At 66.3% G+C, this 20,829-nt stretch carries 25 protein-coding genes; 7 read left to right on the plus strand and 18 right to left on the minus strand.

Going from position 1 to position 20,829, the window contains the following annotated elements:
• Nucleotides 1–118: 118 nt before the first annotated feature.
• On the plus strand, nucleotides 119–1,276 hold the full coding sequence (locus KU884_RS11315; protein ID WP_167782744.1) for a diguanylate cyclase: 1,158 nt from the start codon (nucleotides 119–121) through the stop codon (nucleotides 1,274–1,276).
• On the opposite strand, the gene KU884_RS11320 is transcribed toward KU884_RS11315, so the two are convergent.
• Complete coding sequence (locus KU884_RS11320; RefSeq protein ID WP_167782745.1) at nucleotides 1,236–1,919, minus strand: TIGR04282 family arsenosugar biosynthesis glycosyltransferase; 684 nt, start codon at nucleotides 1,917–1,919, stop codon at nucleotides 1,236–1,238. The two genes, KU884_RS11315 and KU884_RS11320, sit on opposite strands and share 41 nt — an antisense overlap.
• Nucleotides 1,916–2,602, minus strand: coding sequence for a TIGR04283 family arsenosugar biosynthesis glycosyltransferase (locus tag KU884_RS11325; protein WP_167782746.1), 687 nt, complete (start codon nucleotides 2,600–2,602; stop codon nucleotides 1,916–1,918). The genes KU884_RS11320 and KU884_RS11325 overlap by 4 nt, the downstream gene beginning before the upstream one ends.
• Before the next feature lie 116 nt (nucleotides 2,603–2,718).
• On the opposite strand from KU884_RS11325, the gene KU884_RS11330 reads away from it, so the two are divergent.
• Nucleotides 2,719–3,321 carry a rhomboid family intramembrane serine protease gene (locus KU884_RS11330; RefSeq protein ID WP_167782747.1) on the plus strand — a complete coding sequence of 201 codons (603 nt, stop codon included), beginning with the start codon at nucleotides 2,719–2,721 and terminating at the stop codon, nucleotides 3,319–3,321.
• Here KU884_RS11330 and KU884_RS11335 read toward each other — a convergent pair whose 3' ends face one another.
• Complete coding sequence (locus KU884_RS11335; RefSeq protein WP_167782748.1) at nucleotides 3,322–3,921, minus strand: DUF924 family protein; 600 nt, start codon at nucleotides 3,919–3,921, stop codon at nucleotides 3,322–3,324. It abuts the gene before it with no gap.
• 86 nt (nucleotides 3,922–4,007) lie between these two features.
• Here KU884_RS11335 and KU884_RS11340 point away from each other — a divergent pair, with 86 nt between their 5' ends.
• A complete protein-coding gene (locus KU884_RS11340; protein ID WP_167782749.1) occupies nucleotides 4,008–4,577 on the plus strand; it encodes a peroxidase-related enzyme in 570 nt (189 codons plus the stop codon).
• Between the two features lie 175 nt (nucleotides 4,578–4,752).
• Here the strand turns inward: KU884_RS11340 and KU884_RS19005 are convergent, their stop codons facing one another.
• The 9 genes from KU884_RS19005 to ada all read right to left on the minus strand — a co-directional run bounded on the left by KU884_RS19005 (nucleotide 4,753) and on the right by ada (nucleotide 10,722).
• Nucleotides 4,753–4,992, minus strand: a complete 240-nt coding sequence (locus tag KU884_RS19005) for a hypothetical protein (protein ID WP_217351354.1) — start codon at nucleotides 4,990–4,992, stop codon at nucleotides 4,753–4,755.
• Entirely contained in the window at nucleotides 4,970–5,377 is a 408-nt protein-coding gene (locus KU884_RS19010) for a reverse transcriptase domain-containing protein (RefSeq protein ID WP_254432026.1), read from the minus strand. Before KU884_RS19010 ends, KU884_RS19005 begins: the two co-directional genes overlap by 23 nt.
• The gene (locus KU884_RS19015; protein WP_254432027.1) at nucleotides 5,301–5,960 is read right to left on the minus strand and encodes a reverse transcriptase domain-containing protein; all 660 of its coding nucleotides are present in this window, start codon (nucleotides 5,958–5,960) and stop codon (nucleotides 5,301–5,303) included. Before KU884_RS19015 ends, KU884_RS19010 begins: the two co-directional genes overlap by 77 nt.
• Nucleotides 5,961–6,742: 782 nt before the next feature.
• The gene (locus tag KU884_RS19020; protein WP_217351354.1) at nucleotides 6,743–6,982 is read right to left on the minus strand and encodes a hypothetical protein; all 240 of its coding nucleotides are present in this window, start codon (nucleotides 6,980–6,982) and stop codon (nucleotides 6,743–6,745) included.
• A complete protein-coding gene (locus KU884_RS19025; RefSeq protein WP_254432026.1) occupies nucleotides 6,960–7,367 on the minus strand; it encodes a reverse transcriptase domain-containing protein in 408 nt (135 codons plus the stop codon). The genes KU884_RS19020 and KU884_RS19025 overlap by 23 nt, the downstream gene beginning before the upstream one ends.
• A complete protein-coding gene (locus tag KU884_RS11355) occupies nucleotides 7,291–7,779 on the minus strand; it encodes a reverse transcriptase/maturase family protein (protein WP_217351350.1) in 489 nt (162 codons plus the stop codon). Before KU884_RS11355 ends, KU884_RS19025 begins: the two co-directional genes overlap by 77 nt.
• A complete protein-coding gene (locus KU884_RS11360; RefSeq protein ID WP_217351351.1) occupies nucleotides 7,751–7,948 on the minus strand; it encodes a hypothetical protein in 198 nt (65 codons plus the stop codon). Before KU884_RS11360 ends, KU884_RS11355 begins: the two co-directional genes overlap by 29 nt.
• 741 nt (nucleotides 7,949–8,689) lie before the next feature.
• Nucleotides 8,690–9,739 (minus strand): triacylglycerol lipase, encoded by a 1,050-nt coding sequence (locus KU884_RS11365; protein WP_167782750.1) that lies wholly within the window; start codon nucleotides 9,737–9,739, stop codon nucleotides 8,690–8,692.
• 146 nt (nucleotides 9,740–9,885) lie between these two features.
• Nucleotides 9,886–10,722 carry a bifunctional DNA-binding transcriptional regulator/O6-methylguanine-DNA methyltransferase Ada gene (gene ada / locus KU884_RS11370; RefSeq protein ID WP_167782751.1) on the minus strand — a complete coding sequence of 279 codons (837 nt, stop codon included), beginning with the start codon at nucleotides 10,720–10,722 and terminating at the stop codon, nucleotides 9,886–9,888.
• Nucleotides 10,723–11,206: 484 nt separating this feature from the next.
• Here ada and KU884_RS11375 point away from each other — a divergent pair, with 484 nt between their 5' ends.
• Nucleotides 11,207–13,774 carry an FAD-dependent oxidoreductase gene (locus KU884_RS11375; protein ID WP_167782752.1) on the plus strand — a complete coding sequence of 856 codons (2,568 nt, stop codon included), beginning with the start codon at nucleotides 11,207–11,209 and terminating at the stop codon, nucleotides 13,772–13,774.
• 107 nt (nucleotides 13,775–13,881) lie between these two features.
• Here KU884_RS11375 and KU884_RS11380 read toward each other — a convergent pair whose 3' ends face one another.
• From KU884_RS11380 to KU884_RS11390, 3 genes are all read right to left on the minus strand, one after another.
• A complete protein-coding gene (locus KU884_RS11380) occupies nucleotides 13,882–14,772 on the minus strand; it encodes a deoxyribonuclease IV (protein WP_167782753.1) in 891 nt (296 codons plus the stop codon).
• A gap of 193 nt (nucleotides 14,773–14,965) precedes the next feature.
• Nucleotides 14,966–16,126: a zinc-binding dehydrogenase gene (locus KU884_RS11385; protein ID WP_167782754.1), complete on the minus strand. Its 1,161-nt coding sequence runs from the start codon at nucleotides 16,124–16,126 to the stop codon at nucleotides 14,966–14,968.
• A 158-nt stretch (nucleotides 16,127–16,284) separates the two neighbouring features.
• Nucleotides 16,285–16,764 carry a DUF456 domain-containing protein gene (locus KU884_RS11390; protein WP_167782755.1) on the minus strand — a complete coding sequence of 160 codons (480 nt, stop codon included), beginning with the start codon at nucleotides 16,762–16,764 and terminating at the stop codon, nucleotides 16,285–16,287.
• A 236-nt stretch (nucleotides 16,765–17,000) separates the two neighbouring features.
• On the opposite strand from KU884_RS11390, the gene KU884_RS11395 reads away from it, so the two are divergent.
• Genes KU884_RS11395 through KU884_RS19120 form a run of 3 tightly spaced genes read left to right on the plus strand, consistent with a single transcriptional unit; the run spans nucleotide 17,001 to nucleotide 18,124 of the window.
• Nucleotides 17,001–17,393 (plus strand): DUF6152 family protein, encoded by a 393-nt coding sequence (locus tag KU884_RS11395; protein ID WP_167782756.1) that lies wholly within the window; start codon nucleotides 17,001–17,003, stop codon nucleotides 17,391–17,393.
• Entirely contained in the window at nucleotides 17,390–17,842 is a 453-nt protein-coding gene (locus KU884_RS11400) for a hypothetical protein (protein WP_167782757.1), read from the plus strand. Before KU884_RS11395 ends, KU884_RS11400 begins: the two co-directional genes overlap by 4 nt.
• A 30-nt stretch (nucleotides 17,843–17,872) precedes the next feature.
• On the plus strand, nucleotides 17,873–18,124 hold the full coding sequence (locus KU884_RS19120) for a hypothetical protein (RefSeq protein WP_167782758.1): 252 nt from the start codon (nucleotides 17,873–17,875) through the stop codon (nucleotides 18,122–18,124).
• Between the two features lie 49 nt (nucleotides 18,125–18,173).
• On the opposite strand, the gene KU884_RS11410 is transcribed toward KU884_RS19120, so the two are convergent.
• The 3 genes from KU884_RS11410 to KU884_RS11420 form a co-directional block, all read right to left on the minus strand.
• Nucleotides 18,174–18,551: a PaaI family thioesterase gene (locus tag KU884_RS11410; protein WP_167782759.1), complete on the minus strand. Its 378-nt coding sequence runs from the start codon at nucleotides 18,549–18,551 to the stop codon at nucleotides 18,174–18,176.
• Between the two features lie 427 nt (nucleotides 18,552–18,978).
• Nucleotides 18,979–19,311, minus strand: a complete 333-nt coding sequence (locus KU884_RS11415; RefSeq protein WP_167782760.1) for a DUF4124 domain-containing protein — start codon at nucleotides 19,309–19,311, stop codon at nucleotides 18,979–18,981.
• Nucleotides 19,312–19,523: 212 nt separating this feature from the next.
• A complete protein-coding gene (locus KU884_RS11420) occupies nucleotides 19,524–20,747 on the minus strand; it encodes an acyl-CoA dehydrogenase family protein (protein WP_167782761.1) in 1,224 nt (407 codons plus the stop codon).
• Nucleotides 20,748–20,829 lie beyond the last annotated feature (82 nt).

The raw sequence follows: 20,829 nt of genomic DNA on the forward strand, positions 1-20,829 counted from the left end.
GCGGTCACAACGTCCGCCGCGTGACACGAGGACTGTGACGCATTGCACTGTCCGTCGACTGTATCTGCGCGACGCTGTACTGATACGGTTTCGAACGTTCCGAACTCGGCCGACCCCAATGACCAAGAACACACCCGGGCATACTTCTCGTTTGAAAACGGCCTTCTTCATTCAGTTCATGCTCTTCTTCGGCGCCATCGCCACGTTCACTGTGGGCACGAACATGGCGATGGGGCTGGACTTCTCCTTTAACTACAAGTGGATTGCAACGGCCCTGTTCGTCTTTGCCCTGGCGGCGGCGGCGCACCGTGGCTATCACCACGCCCAGGTGCTGCGCCTCGGGGTCTATGGGAGTGCCTTCGCCCTCTTTCCCATGGCATGGCTGTCCAGCGCCGGACTGGTGTCGCCGTCGATTGTCTATGCGGCGCTGCTGATAGTATTGATCAACTACCTGCTCACGGGCCGTGAGCGCCTGGCAACCAATGCCCTGTTCATTCTTCAGGTCATGGGCCTGATCACCGCGTATTACCTGCAGCCGGGCCTGTTCGCCACGTTGACGCCGGAGCAACAACTGGCGGACTGGCTCATTAACGTGCCCATCGTGTTCGCCTTTCTCGCTTTCCTGCTGACCCGGTTCGAGCGTGCCTACGAGCGGGCGCGGCAAAAGAACCTGCAGCGGGCCCTGGACATGGAGCGCCTGTCGGTCACGGACCCGCTTACCGGGCTTTACAACCGGCTGGAACTGGAGCGCCGCCTGGACAACGCCATGTCACGTTTCCAGCGCACCCGGGAACCCGTGACAGTCCTGTTCGTCGACATCGACCACTTCAAGCTCTACAACGACTACTACGGGCACGGGCAGGGAGACACCTGCCTGGTGAAGATCGCCGAGCTTCTGCGGGCGGCGCTACTCCGGGACACCGACACCGCATTCCGCATCGGCGGCGAGGAGTTCGTGATCCTGCTGGAGGGCGCCGACCTGGCCGGCGGACAGACCCTGGCGGCCCGCCTGGGTGAGCACATCAACGCGGCGGCGCTGCCCCACGCCGCATCACCCGGGGTGCGGCACATCACGGCCAGCATTGGCGTCGCCGCCTGCACCGCCGAGACAGACTCGTCCCGCGAACTGTTGCGCGCGGCCGACGCGGCGCTCTACCAGGCCAAGGCTTCCGGACGCAACCGCGTGATGGTGGCGGAAGAACACGCAGAGCGGTCGACCGATAAGCCCGGCTCTGTCACTCGACCTGAAGCGGTGGCCGGGGCCCGCCTGGCATAACACCCGGGCTTTCCAGCACGCCCGCACGTCGCAGAAACCGGACATCGGCCTGGCGATCCACATCCCGCGCCGGACTCAGTTCCGTGACCCGCCATCCAAGACGTCGTGCCCGCTGCCGGGTGGCCTGCATGACGTCCGCCGTTCCCCAGGGCACGGCGCGGAAGAGCCGAGACTCCACTCGCCGCAGCCCCACCAGGACATAGCCCCCGTCGTGGGCCGGGCAGAACACGGCATCGTCACCCGCGGCGAGACTGCTGAAGGCCTCCCGGACATGCCCGGCGGTCAATCCGGCGCAGTCGGCGCCGACGATCACCGCATACGGGCTGTCCGTCAGACAGGCATGCAGCGTCGCCGCCATGCGTTCGCCCAGATCCCCGGGGGGCTGGACGCGCAACGGCACCCCTGCCTCCCGGCTGCGGGTCCGCAGCCAGGGATGCGCGGCCGACGGTGCCGCCCAGACCTCCACCGGGGCAGTCCGGCTGTGCAGAACGGTCTCCAGGGTGCGGCGGAACAATTGCTGGTAGACCCCGCAGGCGCCCCGTGCACCCCAGACGGGCCGCAGGCGGGACTTCACCCGGCCGGGGACCGGCGCCTTGGCGAACAGGAGCAGGCGGCCCTCCGGGTACGCCCAGTACCCGGTCACGAGGAAGAACCGTAGTAGCGCCGGTGCAGGTCGGCAGGGTCGGCACCAAGGAAGAAGGCGAACCGCAGACGCCACATCAACCACACGGTGCGCCAGGTGCCGTTGTCCTGCCAGCGGCGGGCAGAGGTGTGCAAACGTGTGCTCAACGCCACGGGAAGGCCGCGCTGGCGCAGGGCCTGGGACATGGCCACGTCTTCCATCAGCGGCAGTTCCGGAAACCCGCCGACGGCGTCGAACAGCCGGCGGCTGACGAACATGCCCTGATCCCCGGTGGCAATGCCGGTGAAACGGGAACGCAGGTTGATGCTCGTCTCGATAATCCGGAAGGCAACACCCGACGCGTCCAGGGTGACGTCGAACCGACCCCAGGTCCGGCGCCCGCCGTGGCAGGCGTCGACAATGCGATCCACGGCGTCTTCCGGCACCCGGGTATCGGCGTGCAGGAACCACAGGACGTCGCCACTGGCGGCGTGCGCACCGTGGTTCATCTGCACCGCCCGCCCCCGGGGGCTTTCCAGCACCCGGTCGGCCATGGGTGCCGCCTGGTCACGGGTATCGTCGGTGCTGCCGCCATCGACGACCAGCACTTCATGCCCGTCGCGGCGGGCGGGCTGCAGGGGTTCGAGACAGGCGGCGATGGCCGCCGACTCGTTGAGCGCGGGCACGATCACTGAAAGACGCATACCCCGATGGTAGGCCTGTGCGGGCGGGAGGTGAAGGGGCAGACGACGGACGGCAGCCGTCTCCGGCATACTTCGGCCTGCAACCGACACGGAAACGCAGGGAGAGACAGCGGCACATGATCATTACACTCGGACTCATCGCCGCCACGGTTGCGGTGTCCTACCTGGCCTGGCGGGACCCGCAGCTGATGAGCAAGCTCATCCACTGGCCACCCGGCGTGCAGCGGGGCGAGTACTGGCGGCTGGTGACCCACGGCTTTATCCACGCCGACGGCACCCACCTGCTGTTCAACATGGTGACGCTGTTCTTCTTCGGCCGGTTCATGGAACAGGCGTTGACGCCGCGCATCGGCGAGGTGGGGTTCGTGCTGTTCTACCTGGCCGGGATCGTCATCGCCTCGCTGCCCAGCCAGTTCCGCCACCGGAACAACGCCCGTTTTCAGAGCCTGGGCGCGTCCGGGGCGGTTGCCGCGGTGCTGTTCGCCTACATCCTGCTGCAGCCGTGGTCCATGCTGATTGTGTTGGTGGTGCCGGTACCGGCCATCGTCTTCGCCGCGGCCTACGTGGGCTATTCCATGTGGGCGGAGCGCCAGGCCAGCGACAACATCAACCACAGCGCCCATCTCTGGGGCGCGGCCTGGGGCGTGGTGTTCCTGGTGGCGCTGGAGCCGGCGGTGCTGCCCCATTTCGTCAACGAGCTGCTGGCACCGCTGCAGTAATCAGAACGAGGAGCCGGGCTGTTCCAGAAACGCCAGCTCCTCGGCGGTGGACTGCCGGCCGATGATGGCGTTGCGGTGGGGAAACCGGCTGAAGCGGGCGATGACGTCCCGGTGGCGGATGGCGAAGTCCAGAAACACGTCGAAGGGTTGCTTGTGCGCCGCCGGCACCTCATCGCGCAGTGCCTGGAACATGGCCACGGAGCATTCCTGCATGGCCATGTCCTCGGCATGCTCTAACGGCATGTACAGAAATACCCGCTCGATGGGCCGAAGATCCCGGTCTTCCTCCGTCTCGATGCCGTCCAGCGCATGCGTCAGGGCACGGTCGTCCAGCGCGAAGGCATCCGGCGTGTCCCGGTGGATATTGCGCGTGAACTGATCCATGAGGATCACCAAAGCCAGGCGCCCACGTGGCGTTCGCGCCCAGGCATCACGCTCGCCTTGCCCGGCAGCGCGGACCAGGGTCCCGAAGCGCTCACGGATTTCCGCGTCGGTGGTGGCATTCTTCGACCACCAAAGGGCCCCGCGCTGATCGGCGAGGCGCCCGTCATCGGGCTCGTCGCCGAACCAGTAAGAAAGCACCTCGTCTGCCGTCGCCATGGATCGCTTCCCGGTTGTTTCGCCCGGTGGCATGATAGCGCACACTCCGGATCGATAACGACCTTGCGGAACAACGCGGAGGCCCTATGAGCGACCAGCCGATCAGCCGCTTTCCCGTGGCAACCCTTGAAGACGTACCGACGGACATCCGCGACTACGTTCTGGCCATCCAGGAAAAATCCGGATTCGTGCCCAACGTGTTCCTGGCACTGGCCCACCGACCCGATGAGTGCCGCGCCTTCATGAACTACCACGACACGCTCATGGACGGCGACAGCGGTCTCACCAAGGCGGAACGGGAGATGATCGTTGTGGCCACCTCCGCCGCCAACCAGTGCCTGTACTGCGTGGTGTCTCACGGAGCCATTCTGCGCATACGCGCCAAGGATCCGCTGCTGGCCGACCAGGTGGCGGTGAACTACCGCAAGGCCAACATCAGCGATCGCCAGCGCGCCATGCTGGATTACGCCATGAAAGTGGCGCTGTGTTCGGAAGATATCGAGGACGCCGACTTCGCCCCGCTCCGGGAGCATGGCTTCACCCAGGACGACATCTGGGACATCGGCGCCGTTGCCGCCTTCTTCGCCATGAGCAACCGCCTGGCCAACATGGCGTCCATGCGCCCGAACGACGAGTTCTACGGACTGGGGCGGTAGGCCCGCTAGGCGTAGGGTGGACCTTCAGGTCCACCTTCCGCTGAACCGCAAGTCGAGGTGGTTCATCGGAGGCCGTAATGGCGGACGTCGGGTAGGCCGGCCGGTTACCCGGCCGGCCCCCACAGATCCACTCGTGCGGGTTTCCCGCAAGTGGCTCCTCGTGTGAGTGGCTTCGCTACGTGGCGCAGATCCTGGCCCGGGCGAGCGGGTAACACTCCAGGAACCGGGAGAACTCCGACCACGGGATCGCCGCCTTCTGCGAGCGCCGCGACAGCCATCGGTGCCAGGAGCGCATCGCCTGGGAGCGGACCTGGTCGATCGCTGCAAAGTTACCACGCACGCCGAAGTAGGCGTAGTGGCCCCGGAGTCTGCGGTTCAGGGCTTGCCACTGCTCAACCACGGGGTGATGCCGCATCACACAGCACCAACGATCGATTGCATGCATGGCCCGGCGCAGCCATCCCGCGCCGTCTTGCGCTTGACCACCAGCGCCCTCGCCTCGACCGCCCCCAGTAGTGGGTGAAGCCGAGAAAATCGAAGGTCTCCGGGTGCGGTCCTCCGCCCGATCCGGGCCGGTCGAACCGCACAACCCGGGTCTTCTCCGGGTGGAGTTCCAGTCCGTAGCGCGCAAAACGCTTGGGCAGCACCTCCATCACCCGCCGGGCATCGCTCTCGCAGGCGAACACCAGCAGCGCATCGTCGGCAAAACGCACCAGGTGCGCCTCACCGCGCAACCGGGGCCGGACACTGTCCTCGAACCACGTATCCAGCACCTCGTGGAGGAAAATGTTGGCGAGCATCGGCGAGATCACCCCGCCCTGCGGGTGCCCCGCCAGGCTGGCGCCACTGCCCTTCCTCCAGCACGCCGGCGTTCAACCATTTGCCGATCAACCGAACCAGCACGCCGTCACGTACCCGCCGACGCAGCACCTCCCGCAACAGACCATGGTCGACCCGGTCAAAGAACTTGCGCACGTCAAGATCAATCACCCAGCCACCGCCCATCGCCATCAACGGCCGCCAGACCGCCTGCAGCGCCTGGTGCGCCGAGCGTCCCAGGCGGAAGCCGTACGAGCCCTCGTGGAACTCCGGCTCGTAGACCGCCTCCAGCACCATCGCCACCGCCCGCTGGAGCACCTTGTCCTCAAACGTCGGAATGCCGAGCGCTCGGCGCTCGCTCCCGTCACCCTTGGGGATCGAGGTGCCCCGCACCGGCGGCGCCCGGTACGCCCCGGACTTCGCCCGCTCCAGCAGCGAGCTCAGGTTCGCCTCAAGCTCCTCGCCGTAGGCGGCACCCGTGCGACCATCAACGCCCGGCGCCCCGTCCTTGCGCGTGCGTCGATACGCCTCACGCAACCACGCCTCGTCAATGTGATGGGCCAACGTCAAAAGCGGCCTGTCCGGAAGACGCCGCGCCAGATCCGCTATCTGTTGGCATCGCGTTGAGATGAGATCAGAGTCCAATGCCTCCGCCATCGGTCCCTCCAACAGCTCCACTCACACGGTCTCCCCTTCCCCTTCACCGGGTCCGCTGGGGCGCGTTCCCCGGCTGCTCCGGTACTATGGGAGACTCCGACTGCCTGCCGCCCGTCTGGAACCGCTCTGGCTGTCCTCGCAGCACCATACCGCCGCAGCGCCCTCAGCCTTCGCTCCAGCAGCAGGAGGACGCTCCCACCACTGGCCCGGACTGCGGATCAGCGGTCGCCCGCACCGTCTACTTCTTAGGCGGAGACGACAGGCCCTCCCAGGTTCCTGGGGGACCCCAATGTGCCCATGCCCCGCTCTCGGACCCCGGCGGGCACACCACACCAGGCCTCTACAGTGCAGCGTTACTGCCTTCCGGTCTTCAGACACCGTCGGCACCCACAATGTCGCGGATTTCGGGGCTCAATCACGCAGCCTGGACACTCGCTGTCTACGCTTCACCACAGCAGTTACCCACTGCAGCGCAAGACTCGCTTCCGGCTGGTGGCCAACCTCTACCGGGCGGGCTCAACGGCCCGCTGGGTCCCTCTCGCAATTTCATGGCCGCCTCCATGCCACCAATCCCAAGCGACCAGGCTTCGCCTGGCGCTCGTCGGGTAGGCCGGCCGGTTACCCGGCCGGCCCCCACAGATCCACTCGTGCGGGTTTCCCGCAAGTGGCTCCTCGTGTGAGTGGCTTCGCTACGTGGCGCAGATCCTGGCCCGGGCGAGCGGGTAACACTCCAGGAACCGGGAGAACTCCGACCACGGGATCGCCGCCTTCTGCGAGCGCCGCGACAGCCATCGGTGCCAGGAGCGCATCGCCTGGGAGCGGACCTGGTCGATCGCTGCAAAGTTACCACGCACGCCGAAGTAGGCGTAGTGGCCCCGGAGTCTGCGGTTCAGGGCTTGCCACTGCTCAACCACGGGGTGATGCCGCATCACACAGCACCAACGATCGATTGCATGCATGGCCCGGCGCAGCCATCCCGCGCCGTCTTGCGCTTGACCACCAGCGCCCTCGCCTCGACCGCCCCCAGTAGTGGGTGAAGCCGAGAAAATCGAAGGTCTCCGGGTGCGGTCCTCCGCCCGATCCGGGCCGGTCGAACCGCACAACCCGGGTCTTCTCCGGGTGGAGTTCCAGCCCGTAGCGCGCAAAACGCTTGGGCAGCACCTCCATCACCCGCCGGGCATCGCTCTCGCAGGCGAACACCAGCAGCGCATCGTCGGCAAAACGCACCAGGTGCGCCTCACCGCGCAACCGGGGCCGGACACTGTCCTCGAACCACGTATCCAGCACCTCGTGGAGGAAAATGTTGGCGAGCATCGGCGAGATCACCCCGCCCTGCGGGTGCCCCGCCAGGCTGGCGCCACTGCCCTTCCTCCAGCACGCCGGCGTTCAACCATTTGCCGATCAACCGAACCAGCACGCCGTCACGTACCCGCCGACGCAGCACCTCCCGCAACAGACCATGGTCGACCCGGTCAAAGAACTTGCGCACGTCAAGATCAATCACCCAGCCACCGCCCATCGCCATCAACGGCCGCCAGACCGCCTGCAGCGCCTGGTGCGCCGAGCGTCCCAGGCGGAAGCCGTACGAGCCCTCGTGGAACTCCGGCTCGTAGACCGCCTCCAGCACCATCGCCACCGCCCGCTGGAGCACCTTGTCCTCAAACGTCGGAATGCCGAGCGCTCGGCGCTCGCTCCCGTCACCCTTGGGGATCGAGGTGCCCCGCACCGGCGGCGCCCGGTACCCCGGACTTCGCCCGCTCCAGCAGCGAGCTCAGGTTCGCCTCAAGCTCCTCGCCGTAGGCGGCACCCGTGCGACCATCAACGCCCGGCGCCCCGTCCTTGCGCGTGCGTCGATACGCCTCACGCAACCACGCCTCGTCAATGTGATGGGCCAACGTCAAAAGCGGCCTGTCCGGAAGACGCCGCGCCAGATCCGCTATCTGTTGGCATCGCGTTGAGATGAGATCAGAGTCCAATGCCTCCGCCATCGGTCCCTCCAACAGCTCCACTCACACGGTCTCCCCTTCCCCTTCACCGGGTCCGCTGGGGCGCGTTCCCCGGCTGCTCCGGTACTATGGGAGACTCCGACTGCCTGCCGCCCGTCTGGCACCGCTCTGGCTGTCCTCGCAGCACCATACCGCCGCAGCGCCCTCAGCCTTCGCTCCAGCAGCAGGAGGACGCTCCCACCACTGGCCCGGACTGCGGATCAGCGGTCGCCCGCACCGTCTACTTCTTGGGCGGAGACGACAGGCCCTCCCAGGTTCCTGGGGGACCCCAATGTGCCCATGCCCCGCTCTCGGACCCCGGCGGGCACACCACACCAGGCCTCTACAGTGCAGCGTTACTGCCTTCCGGTCTTCAGACACCGTCGGCACCCACAATGTCGCGGATTTCGGGGCTCAATCACGCAGCCTGGACACTCGCTGTCTACGCTTCACCACAGCAGTTACCCACTGCAGCGCAAGACTCGCTTCCGGCTGGTGGCCAACCTCTACCGGGCGGGCTCAACGGCCCGCTGGGTCCCTCTCGCAATTTCATGGCCGCCTCCATGCCACCAATCCCAAGCGACCAGGCTTCGCCTGGCGCTCCTGAAGGTCCGCCCTACGAAAGCCTCCGGCCTACGCAATGACGGGGCCTCATGGATGCTCCCACTCATCCAGGATTTCCAGCACATGCGGAATCGCCGGGGGGATTTCATCGTCGGGCGATGCCCGCACCAGCATGCCACGATGGGACGCCGGCACCAGCGTCGGCGGCGGCGCCTCAGGGAGTGAAAGCGATGACACCGGAACGACACCATCGCCCAGGCCCTCGCCGACCTCGCGCCACCAGGTCTCGAAGGTACGCGGGAGCTGGTCTTCGCCCAGTTCGCTGGAGACGGCATCCACCGCCTCGATGATCTCGGCATCGGGCTGGCCCAGCATGCCGCCAATGAGCTGGATCGGAATCGCCTCGGGCCAGCGGCGGTCGTTGAGATCCGTCAGGAACTGACTCCCCGGGCGCAGGTCGATCTTGGCCGCGCCGGTGCCGCTACGCAGCGGCGCAAACAGGCTGAAGTCCTCTTCCTGCGCCTGTGCCACGAACTCGCGCAGCCCCAGCCAGACCCGCAACCGGGCCAGTTCGGAGCCGTGATTGGGCGTGCCGATGAGAATACCGCCCTGCACCGGCGGCCCCTCGACAGCGGGCGACGCAGCCTCGGGGTGCCGCAGGCGGGTGACAAAATCGCGAATCACCAGCCCGCCCATGCTGTGCCCCACCAGTACCACGGGCGTGTCACCGGGCAGCTCGGACCACCGCTCCGCCAGCAGATCCACGCTGCGGTCGATGGCCTGGTCGTTGGGGTAGCGGAACTCCCAGGGCTCGACACCCGCTTCCCGCAACTCCGGGATCAGATCGTTCCAGATGTCCCCCGGCTCATCGAGGCCGTGGATCAGGATCACGTCGGGATGCCGTTGGGCACTCCCTTCGCCACCCTGGGGGACAAAACCGATGCGGTGATCCGGCAACCGCATCTGTTCCGGGAAGCGCTCCTGCAGGAGTTGGTGGAGCTGAATCCGCAACTCCCGTTCCTCCGCCGGATGCTCCTCGGCCCACCACGTCCAGACGGTGACACTCAGCAACCAGATCAACAGCGGCAGACCGACGATGATCCAGAGCCAGCGGCGGCGCCACCAAGGCCTTTTCATGCATGCCCTCCAGACAGCGGAGTCACGTGTGGCGAATCTCCATGTTCAATGGCAACACTGAACGATCCGCTGATGAAACCGCAGGATGCCATCGGGCCGATATCCGATGTGCAATTCCTGCTCCGGCTGGAAGGTTCCGCTTTCAGTCACTCCCGGGCCTCGCGGTCCAGCAGGACCCGCTTGCGGTCCACACCCCAGCGGTAGCCGGAGAGCCCGCCGTCGTTGCGCACCACCCGGTGACACGGGATGGCGACCGCAAGGGCGTTCGCCGCACAGGCGCCGGCCACGGCCCGGGCGCTGCCTGGCGCACCGATACGGCGCGCCAACTCCGAGTAGCTAACCGTCTCGCCCGGCGGAATGGCCCGGAGCGCTTCCCAGACACGGCGCTGGAATGCGGTGCCGCGGATATCCAGGGGCAGATCCAGCCCGGTGCGGGGTGATTCGACGAAACCGACCACCTGAGCCACTTCCTGCTCGAAGGATGCGTCTCCACCGACCAGTTCCGCGGCGGGGAAGCGGTCCTCCAGTTCGTGGACCAGCGCTTCAGGATCATCACCCAGGAGAATGGCGCAGATGCCGACATCCGTCCGCGCCACCAGGATGGCACCCAGGCGGCACTCGGCCACGGCAAAGCGGATCTCGGCCCCGTCGCCGCCTGCCCGGTACCGCCCCGGGGTCATGCCCAGTTCGGCATCCGCTTGGGCATAGAACCGGCCGCTGGAGGAATAGCCGGCATGGTAGATGGCATCGGTGACACTGGCGCTCTCCGAGAGCGCCCGCCGTACGGTCTCGCTGCGGCAGCCTGCGGCGTAAGCCCGCGGCGTCAGGCCGGTTACCGCCTTGAAGGTGCGTTGCAGATGCCAGGGGCTCCAGCCCACCTCGGCGGCCAGCTCCGCCAGCCGTGGCGGCTGCTCCGAGGCCTCGATATACCGGCAGATCCGGGTGACCACATCAGTCTGCGCGGGTGTGAACGTACTGCTCACGAGTCGCCTCCATCATGCCTGGATTGCCGTTCCGATTGAGGATAGTCCAGTCGCTGTCCAGGCGGCACTCCGGATCTTGCGGCAGGGAAAGACGGAACCGTTCCCGCGAACCTCTGGCCGCTCAGCGCGCCCGCAGGCCGTAGGGTGGATTCCGGTCCACCATTCCAGCCTCGGCCAAGCCGCCTTGGCCTGCAGAGCGGAGACGGCGGACCTGAAGGTCCGCCCTACGGCTGGGCTGGCCGGTACAGCCAAGCAGCGCAACGCCGGCTGCGGATGCGCTGAGCAGCCCCGAAGGGCGCATGTCCTCCATTGAACAGAAGCCTGCGCTCCGAGAACAGTAGAGCCTTCCGCCACTGGTAACAATCTCCTGTACGTACCGGCGGGTAGCGCGGTTACCGGAGGCGGCGGGTCACCGAGGCCGTCGCCTCCACGGCCCAAGGCAGATATTGGCATCCACTCCACGTGCCAATGGGAGAGAGAGGCAATGGCGAAGTTCCCCAAGAGTGCAAGCGTCGTGATCATCGGCCAGGGCGGTATCGTCGGGGCGTCGGTGGCCCATCACCTCATCGAACGGGGGTGGGACAACATCGTCGGTATCGACAAATCCATGATTCCCACCGATGTGGGCTCCACCTCCCACGCCTCGGACTTCTGCTACATGACCTCGCACGACCACATGACGTGCTACACCACCATGTACAGCGCCGACTTCTATGAGAAGCGGGGCCATTACCAGCGCGTCGGCGGCCTGGAGATCGCCCGGGTGGGCGATGACGAGCGCCTGGAAGAGCTCAAGCGCAAGGTGGGCTCGGCCCGCGCCTTCGGCACCAACGCGCACATGATCAGCGCCGGCGAAGCCAAGGAGCGCATGCCTCTGCTCAACGAGGATATGGTCCAGGCAGCCATGTGGGACCCGGATGCCGGACTGGTCATTCCGCGCTCCCAGACCGTAGCGGGGGAACTGGTGGAGGAAGGCAAGGCCACCGGACGGCTGCAGACCTTCGCCAACACCCCGGCAACCAGCCTGGATATTCGCCACGGCCAGATCCATGGCGTGGAGACGCCCCGCGGCTACATCGAGACCTCGAAAGTGGTGGTGTGCTGCGGCATCTGGGGCCGGCTCATCGCCGAACAGGCGCTGCAGGATCTACCCATGATGCCGGTGGAACACCCGCTACTGTGGTTCGGTCCCTACGAGGAGTTCAACGGCACCGGCTACGAGATCGGCTACCCGTTGATGCGGGACCAGGGCAACTCCGCCTACCTCCGTGACACCGGTGACCCCGTCACTTCCGAAGGCGGCTACATCGAGTGGGGCTACTACGAGGAGAAGGCCCCGCGCCTGGTGCACCCCCGGGACATCCTGGAGAAGGAAGAGTCACGGCTTTCTCCGTCGCAGCGTGATCTGGAGCTGGAGCAGATCATGGAGCCGCTGGAGCGGGCCATGGAGCTCACCCCCATCCTCGCCGAGCTCGGGCTGGACGAGAAGCGCTCTTTCAACGGGCTACTGTCAGTGACCGCTGATGGCGGTTCCATCATCGGTGAATCACCGCAGACCGAGGGCCTGTGGTTCTGCGAGGCCATCTGGGTCAAGGACGGTCCCGGCGCCGGCAAGGTGCTGGCGGACTGGATGACCGACGACCGGACCGAGATCGACCACCACGGCATCGACATCGCGCGGTTCTACCCGCTGCAGAACACCCCCTGCTACATTCACGACCGCTGCTACGAGACGGCCTTCAAGATCTACAACCCGCCGGTACACCCGCGGGAGCCCTACGCCATGGGTCGCAACCTGCGGCGCAGCCCCTTCTGGCCTCGGGAAGAGGCCCTGGGCGGCTATTTCATGGAAGCCGCCGGCTGGGAACGTGCCCACGGCTACGCCGCCAACGAGGCGCTGCTGCTGGACACCTATGGACACCGGATTCCGGAGCGCCACAACGAGTGGGACAACCGCCACTTCTGGCGGGTCTCCAACGCCGAGCATCTGGCGCTGTCCGAGAACGTGGGCATGATCAACCTCTCCCACTTCGCCGTGTTCGACGTCTCCGGACCCGACGCAGAACCACTGCTGGAGTACCTGTCCGTCGCCAAGGTGGGCGGCGACACGCCCATCGACAAGGGTGTGTACACCCACTTCCTGGACCACGAGGGTGGCGTCAAGGCGGACCTGACCATCATTCGCCTGGCGGAGGACCGCTGGCGGGTGATGTGCGGCGGTGATACCGGCCACCGGGACTACGTGTGGATGAAACGCATCGCCTCGCGTAAGGGCCTGCATGCCTACATCGACGATCGCACGGACCACCTGGGCTGCCTTGGCCTTTGGGGCCCGAATGCCCGGGAAACCCTGCAGGCGGTCGCGGACCACCCGGCCGAGCTCAGTCACGAGCGGTTCCCCTTCGCCACGGCGAAACAGATCACCATCAAGGGCATGCCCGTGTACGCCTTCCGCATTTCCTACGTGGGCGAGCAGGGCTGGGAGCTGCACGTGCCGTTCAGCTACGGCCTGTCCCTGTGGGATCTGCTCTACGAGGAGGGAGTGACCCCGGTAGGCATCGAGACCTACGCCAACAGCCGCCGCCTGGAGAAGAGCCTGCGGCTGCAGAACGCCGACCTGCTCACCGAGTACAACCTCTACGAGGCAGGCCTGGCACGGCCCAAGGTCAAGGCGGCGGACTTCCACGGGAAGGAAGCGTACCTGGCGCAGCGCGAACGGGAGAGCCAGCCCGCGTACCTGTGCACCATGACCATGGTGGACAACCGGGACGAACAGGGTGTACCGCGCTACCCGGTGGGTCACTGCCCGATCCTGGACCCGGAGACTGGCAAGGTGCTGGTGGACCAGCTCGGGCGACGCTCCTACACAACCAGTGTCGCCTACGGCCCGTCCGTGGAGAAGACCATTGCTCTGGGGTATCTACCGCGGGAGTTCGCCGTGGAAGGCAAGGAGATCCTCATGGAGTACTTCCACGAGCACTTCACCATGCGTATCGAGGCGGTGGGCTATCGGGCCCTGTACGACCCGGACAACGAACGGCCCAAGTCGTAGCGCTGGGGGATTCCGAGGGAAGGCGCATCTGTAGGGCGGACCTTAGGGCGGACCTTTAGGTCCGCCTTCCCACAACATGCAGGCCAAAGCGGCTTATCGAGGGGCGCCTACAGATTCACTCCGGCATCCCCGATCTGCGGCAGCGGCCGATCCTCGCCCCGAGCCGCACCGCGTAACCACTCGATCTCCTGCGCCCACCCCTCCGGGCCAGCCGGCGTTTCCAGGAACATCGGTAGTGAACGCGTGCGGGCGTCGGTGAGCACCCGGCGAAAGGCCTCGGCCCCGATCTCGCCACGACCTATGAGTGCATGGCGGTCCTTGCGGGAGGCGAAGGGCGGCTTGGAGTCGTTCAGGTGCAGCGCCACCAGGCGATCCATGCCAAGCACCCGGTCGAACGCCTCCCAGGTCTCCTCCCAGCCTTCTTCGGTGTGGATCGGATAGCCCGCGGCGAACACGTGGGCCGTGTCGATGCACACACCGAAGCGCTCCGGCTGCTCAAGCTGATCCAATATGGCCCGCAACTCCTCGAAGGAGGAGCCCAGCGTGGTCCCCTGCCCGGCCACGTTCTCCAGCACCAGCAGCACATCGGTCTTGTCCGGATGGGTGCGACACAGCGCGTTCAGGGCGTGGGCGATCTGCGCGATGCCGGTGGCTTCCCCTTCGCCGACGTGGGCGCCTGGGTGGAAGTTCAGCAGCTCCACACCGAGCTGGTGGCAGCGGATCAGTTCCTGATCGAAGGCGTTGTACGACCGGGCGAACTTGTCCGGATCCGTGGTGCCGAGGTTGATGAGGTACGAGCTGTGGCTCATTACCGCGCCGATGCCGTGGGCCCGCCGGTTCTCGCGGAAGGCCGCGGCCTCGTCATCGCTGATGGGCTTAACCTGCCACTGACGCTGGTTGCGGGTGAATATCTGGATGCAGTCGCAGCCGATCTCCCGACCACGTTCCGGAGCGTTCTGGGGTCCGCCGGCGGCGGAGACGTGAGCGCCGAGTTGCATCGGTTGGTGGCTCCTTGTTGGCTTGGTGGCAGGTTCATGGTGCATCGAGGCGTAGGGCGGACCTTCAGGTCCGCCGATCAGGCATCGATCAACCACCTTGGCTTGCATGTCGGTCACAGGCGGACCTGGAGGTCCGCCCTACAGGCCCTCGTCGGCGCTACGTCTGTTTCAGGTCTCCCTGATCAAACGATGATCACGTCCTGACCGCGAACGGGGCGCCGTGCGTCGGCCACTGGGAGTCCGGCACGATCACGATCTTGCCCAGATAGTTGCTGCCCCTGTCGACGAAATACTGTTCGGCGTCGTGAAGCTCCGACAGTCGGAACGCCCCGTGGAGCACCGGCCGGAGCTGCCCCGAGCGGATCCAGGCGATCAACTGCTCCGCCTCCTCCCGGGTGCCGTGGGAGACACCGAAGATCTGGACCTGGTAGAGATAGACGCGCGTCCACATGATCTCGCTGACGTTGCCGGCACTCGCCCCCGCGATACTCAGGCGCGGATAGGTGGAGCGCGCCTTCATGTCGAAGATCATGGTGTCGATGAAGCGGTCCGTCATCTCGCCACCGGCCAGGTCCATGACCGCGTCGATGGGCTTGTCGCCGGTGACGGCGCGCACCCGGGCCTCGAAGTCCTCCATCTGCGAGCGGTCCAGCACGGCCTCGGCACCCAGTTCCAGCAAAGCCTCGGCCTTGTCCTGCTGGCTCAGCGCATAGGGGATCGCTCCCAGGATGCGGCAAAGCTGGATCAGTGCCGTCCCCACGCCTCCACTGGCGCCGGTGACCAGCACCCGCTCCCCGGCCGTGACCCCGGCGGCGGTCAGCATGTGCAGGGCCGTCTGGTAGGAGCACATGCCCATGGCCGCCAGCTCCGCGTCCGCCAGGTCCGGGTTGTCCACCGCGTGAAACTGGTCCGACGGCACGGCAACATACTCGGCGAAGCCGCCATCGGCGCCGTGACCGTAGTAGTCCGGAGTCAGGTTGATGTCCCTGCGGCTGTCCGCGTAGATGTTGAAATCCAGCAGGCCACGCTCGCCGACCCGTGCGGGATCAACGCCCTCGCCCACGGCGGCGACGCGGCCCGCCACATCCGCGCCCTGGATGCGCGGGAACGTGAACGTCGGCGCGCCACCCACCTGGAATGAGACGGTATCGCCCTTGTCCTTGACCGGATACAGCCCTTCCCGAGCCTTGCGGTCGGTATTGTTCTTGGCCGTGGCGGTGACCCGCACCAGCACCTCGCCGGGCCCCGGGCGCGGGGTCGGGACGTCAGTACGGTATTGCAGCTTGTCCACACCGCCATGTCCGGTGAGGACCATCGCCGCCATGGTTTCCGGAACCGGAATCTCGCCTGCCATGAGCGCACCTTTGTCGGCTGGTTGCCATGACGCCCGACGATAGCAGAATCCGCCGCCGCGGTGGCCCGAACAGGATTGGTATGCTGAGGCCCTTTCCCCCGCGAGACGAATCGCACCACCTGGTGAACGACCTCAGCCACCCGGCGCGGCTGCGCCCGTCAGAAGAATCGCACCAACAGGAACAACCCGACCATCGCTATGCCGAAGGCGAGCTTCGCCGCCACGCCGATCGCCAGGCCCACCGTCGCGCCCCAGCCGGCGCGTGCCGCCGCCGGTAGCCCGCTGCGGGTGGAGAGTTCCCCGACCAAGGCGCCGATGAAAGGCCCCAGCAGCAGGCCCGGCAGCCCGAAGAAGAGACCCACGAGCGCGCCCAGCGCCGCCCCCGTGATGGACCGGGCCGAGGCGCCATAGCGCCGCGCGCCGAAGGCACCGGCAATGAAATCCGCCAGGGACGCGAGCGCCGCCATGACGCCCAGGACCACGAGCGTGAACATACCCACATGGGCAAACCCCTCCGCCCAGGCGGCCACCCACAGCCCGGCGAACAGCAACAGCGGCCCGGGAAGCGGCGGCAGCACCAGCCCGACCAGGCCGGCGCCGATGAGCAGGATCGCGAGTAGCCAGAGCAGAACGGTCATGGGCGTGGCGCCGCGGCGTGCATTGGTGCTTTCTCCTGGGCGGGTTCGGGGGGACTTTAGCCGAAGTGACCAGAGTGTGCATTCGAGATTGCCGGGATGGCACCGAAGAAGCGGTGGATGGCGCATCTTGATGCGTCGCCACACCCCGATCGCGCGGTCTAGACTAATGCGGAGAACCGGCCGCACGCATGCGTGGTCAAACTGGTCGATTCCACCGCACACGGAGCGCCGCCACCATGAACACACGCGTCCCACAACTCATTCGGGGCATCCTGGCCCTGGCACTCTCTCTGGCACTGGTACCTCTGGCATCGGCCCACCACGGCTGGGGCTGGGCCAGCGACGAGTTCACGGAGCTGACCGGCGAGATCGTCGATGTCCGCCTCGGCAACCCCCACGGCGAAGTGGATATCGAGGTCGACGGTGAGGTGTGGACCATCGAGGTGGGTCAGCCGTGGCGCAACGAGCGCAGCGGCCTGACGGAGGAGCTGCTGGAGACGGGCAGCGAGTTCTCTGCCCTCGGGCACATCTCCAACCGTGAGGGCGAGCGGCTCCTGAAGGCCGTGCGCGTCACCACGGGCGAGGGCCACCACGAACTCTACCCGGGCCGGGTTCCGGACGACGATTGATCACCGAGGCACTGCTCGCCGTTGAGGCCTGGGCGCCGGTCGCGGCGCTCAGGAGCTCCATGCTGGTGTACCCGCTGGTGAACGCCGGGCATATCCTCGGGGTGGCACTGCTGGTGGGCGGCATCGTACCGCTGGACCTGCGTCTGGCGGGTCTGTGGTCGCGCACGGCGATCGATCATCTCATGCCGGTACTCGCACAAACCGCGATGGCAGGCTTCATGCTGGCCGTGGTCTCCGGTGCGCTGCTGTTCGCCACCCGGGCCAGCGAGTACGCCGCCTCGCCGTTGTTCCTGGGCAAGCTCCTGCTGATCGTCCTCGCCGGCCTGAACGCCGCCTGGTTCCTGCGTCGCGCCGGCGGCACCGGTGGCGCCGCGAGGGCAAGCGCCATCGGATCCATGATCCTGTGGATCGGGGTATTGCTGCTCGGGCGGCTGGTCGGCTACTTCTAGTCGTGTCCCGCTTACCGTATCCTGAGCGCCATGCAAACCGATGACCTTCGAATCACCCGCTCCCACCCCCTGCTGACCCCGGCCATCCTGGACGACGCGGGGCGACGGATTCGCCAGGGAGGCAGCGGCATCAAGGGCCTCATGGTGGAGAGCCATCTGGCGGCGGGAAAGCAGGACCCGCACCAGCAACCGCTCACCTACGGCCAGAGCATCACCGATGCCTGCCTGGGCTTCGAGGACACGCGCGCGGCGCTACTGCGTCTTGCCGAAACAATCGGCTAACGCGGCCCGTCCGGGGAACGAGTATCCCCCGACGCGGCCGGATTGACGCCTACCGCGACGCCACATGACTGGTGGTCACCTCCACCAGCAGGCGGCCGTCATCCCCCGTGACCTGGGTGCGGACAACGCTGACCGATCTGCCACGCTTCACGAACTCGGCGCGGGCCCGCAGCGTGCCCTCCTTCTGGTTGCCGGTGAGATTGGCGTTCAGGTTGATGGCCAGGGGAAACCCCTGCATCCCGGCGGTGACATCCTCGCCGCCGAGCACCAGGTGGGTCGCGACCACGTCCGCGAACCAGAGCATTGCCCCGGCATGGACCGTGCCGAAGGGGTTCATGATGCCCGGGCGCACGGGCATTTCACCCAGCACGTGGTCGTCCTGCCGATCGGTTATCGTGAAGGCGATCTCGCCGCTATAGTCTTTCAACAGTCTTCTCCCGGCGCCCGGTCACCCAGGACGGCATTGTTGTCGATACAAGAGGGCTACGCGAGCAACGCTCGCCACCACCCTCGGCTGGCCTGGCTGTGCGATCTATTACATCACAGTGGCAATCCCGTATCCCGATAGCACGGTTTGAGAACCATAACGGGGAAGGAAACGCCCGCCCCTGGAAAAGGGCCGGGCGTGGTTACATCGACGGCAGGATCACCAGTTCTTGTACTCGGTGTCGTAGATAGTCCCGATATGTATCACTCTCTACGAGTCGAGAAAAGACTCGCGGGAACGGGAGAAGCGGGGGATCAACTATGGCTCAAGGGAACACGGCGCCACCGCTGCGCCAGCGGCGTTTCGCCCCGTTTTTCGGGACCCGGTTCCCGGGTGCATTCCACGACAACCCGGGAGGCTGACAGGCTCAGTCGCCACACCACTGCTGCGTCTTCTCCGAGGCATATTCCTTGGCTGCGAGCCAACGGGGGTTCCCCTCGGCGACGTCGCCGAGTTCACGAAGCTGGGTGAGCGCACCCCGGAAGTCACGACAGCGAATTTCCCGCACGCGGGCGGATGGCGCCGGCCGGCTCCCGGACTCCATCTCCCGGGTGCGCGCCTCCACGCCGGACTCAGGCGGTTCGGTACTGAAATGGGTGGTTCCGGAGCTGTCCGTCCACTCGTAGACGGTGGTCGCCAGCGCCGGCGATACGACCAGGAGCAGGCACAACGACACAGTCAGCCGAATTCTCATGATCATCGGATACCCGTCCCTGTCAGGTGGAGCGGCCAAGGATGCGTGATCCCTACCCTACCAGGGAGCCTCCCGGCTGGATGTGTCAGAGGTAACAATTGCGGCCATGGAGCGCCGCCTGCTTGATCGCCTTCGAGGGCGCGACCGGGTGACGGTCGCGCCCCGAGGCCATCGCGGAGTTGCCGCGGCCCCTCCGGGTCACGAGGCCAGGACCGCGATCACAGGTACGGCTTCATCTCCAGCTTGGCGATGGCGTTCCGGTGAACCTCGTCGGGGCCATCGGCGGTGCGCAGATGGCGGGCATAGGCGTAGAGATCAGCCAGGGGGAAGTCCTCGGTGTAGCCCGCGGCGCCGTGGGCCTGGATGGCCCAGTCGATGATCTGGCAGGTCATGTTGGGCACTGCCACCTTGATCATGGCGATCTGCTGGCGGGCTTCCTTGTTGCCCACAAGGTCCATCATCTGTGCGGCATTGAGCACCAGCAACCGCGCCTGATCAATCATGATGCGGGCGTCCGCGATCCGCTCGCGCCACACGCCCTGCTCCGCCAGCGGCTTGCCGAACGCCACCCGGGAGGCCAGGCGCTTGCACCACAGCTCCATGGCGACTTCGGCCAGCCCGATGGCGCGCATGCAATGGTGAATGCGCCCCGGCCCGAGGCGCCCCTGGGCGATCTCGAAGCCGCGTCCTTCGCCCAGAATCAGGTTCTCCGCCGGCACGCGAGCATTGTCGAACAGGACTTCCGGGTGTCCCTTGGGCGCGTGGTAGTAGCCGTATACCGGCATGTCCCGTACCACGGTCACGCCGGGGTTGTCCTTGGGCACGATGACCATGGACTGCTGCTTGTGCCGGTCGGCGTTGTCGGGATCCGTCTTGCCCATGACAATGAAGAACTGTGTGCGCTCGTTGCAGCCACCGGTGATGAACCACTTGCGGCCGTTGACCACGTACTCGTCGCCGTCGCGCTGGATGCGGGTCTCGATGTTGGTGGCGTCGCTGGAAGCCACCGCCGGCTCGGTCATGGCGAAGGAGGAGCGGATCTCGCCGTTGAGCAGCGGCTGCAGCCACTGCTTCTTGTGGGCGTCACTGCCGTAGTGGGCGAGAACCTCCATGTTGCCGGTGTCCGGCGCGGCGCAGTTGAACACCTCGGAGGCCCAGGTGACGCGGCCCATGATCTCCGCCAGGGGTGCGTACTCAAGGTTGGTGAGCCCGGGGCTGTATTCCCCGTACGCCGGCGGCAGGAACAGGTTCCACAATCCCTGCTCCCGGGCCCTGGGCTTGAGCTCCTCGATGATGGGCACCGGGCCATAGCCGCGGCCCTGCTGCTTGTTCTCCTCGAGCTGCTGCTCGTAGACGGCAACATTGGGGTAGATGTGCTCGTTCATGAACGCGAGCAACTTCTCGCGCAGCTCCTGAACCTTGGGTGAATAGCGGAAATCCATGGGCGTGCTCCGTTCGTGTCGGTGTTTTCCGGTTTGCAGCATGCAGCCTGCGGCCGGGGCATAAATCAGTCAAATCAATGTT

Source organism: Aquisalimonas sp. 2447, assembly GCF_012044895.1.
Taxonomy (GTDB): domain Bacteria; phylum Pseudomonadota; class Gammaproteobacteria; order Nitrococcales; family Aquisalimonadaceae; genus Aquisalimonas.